This window comes from Tetzosporium hominis (genome assembly GCF_002265435.1).
GTDB classification, from domain to species: Bacteria; Bacillota; Bacilli; order Bacillales_A; family Planococcaceae; genus Chryseomicrobium; species Chryseomicrobium hominis.
Map to the genome: position 1 here is coordinate 1 of NZ_NOKQ01000242.1, position 258 is coordinate 258.

Genomic DNA, 258 nt, shown 5'->3' on the forward strand with positions numbered 1-258 from the left:
GGCAGTTGGGACCAATCATGGCATTGTTCCCGATGCGAATCGGACAAACATCCAGCATGGTCAAATTCCAATTAGAATAAAAATTTTCCCCGAGATGGATATTGATACCGTAGTCCACCATCAAGCGAGTATTGATATAAAGATTTTGCCCGGTTGAACCAAACCAAGTCTTGATGATTTCAGCTCCCTTCAAGGAATCTTCTTCCTTGTTAAAGGCAGCCTGTTTTTGGCGAGAAGCCTGCCCCAAGGTCCGTAATT

Annotated in this window: 1 protein-coding gene; it reads right to left on the bottom strand. The window is 44.2% G+C overall.

All coding sequences use genetic code 11. From position 1 onward, the window contains the following. A partial coding sequence (locus CF394_RS11465) for an LbetaH domain-containing protein (protein WP_500691227.1) occupies positions 1–258 on the bottom strand: 258 nt, incomplete at both ends.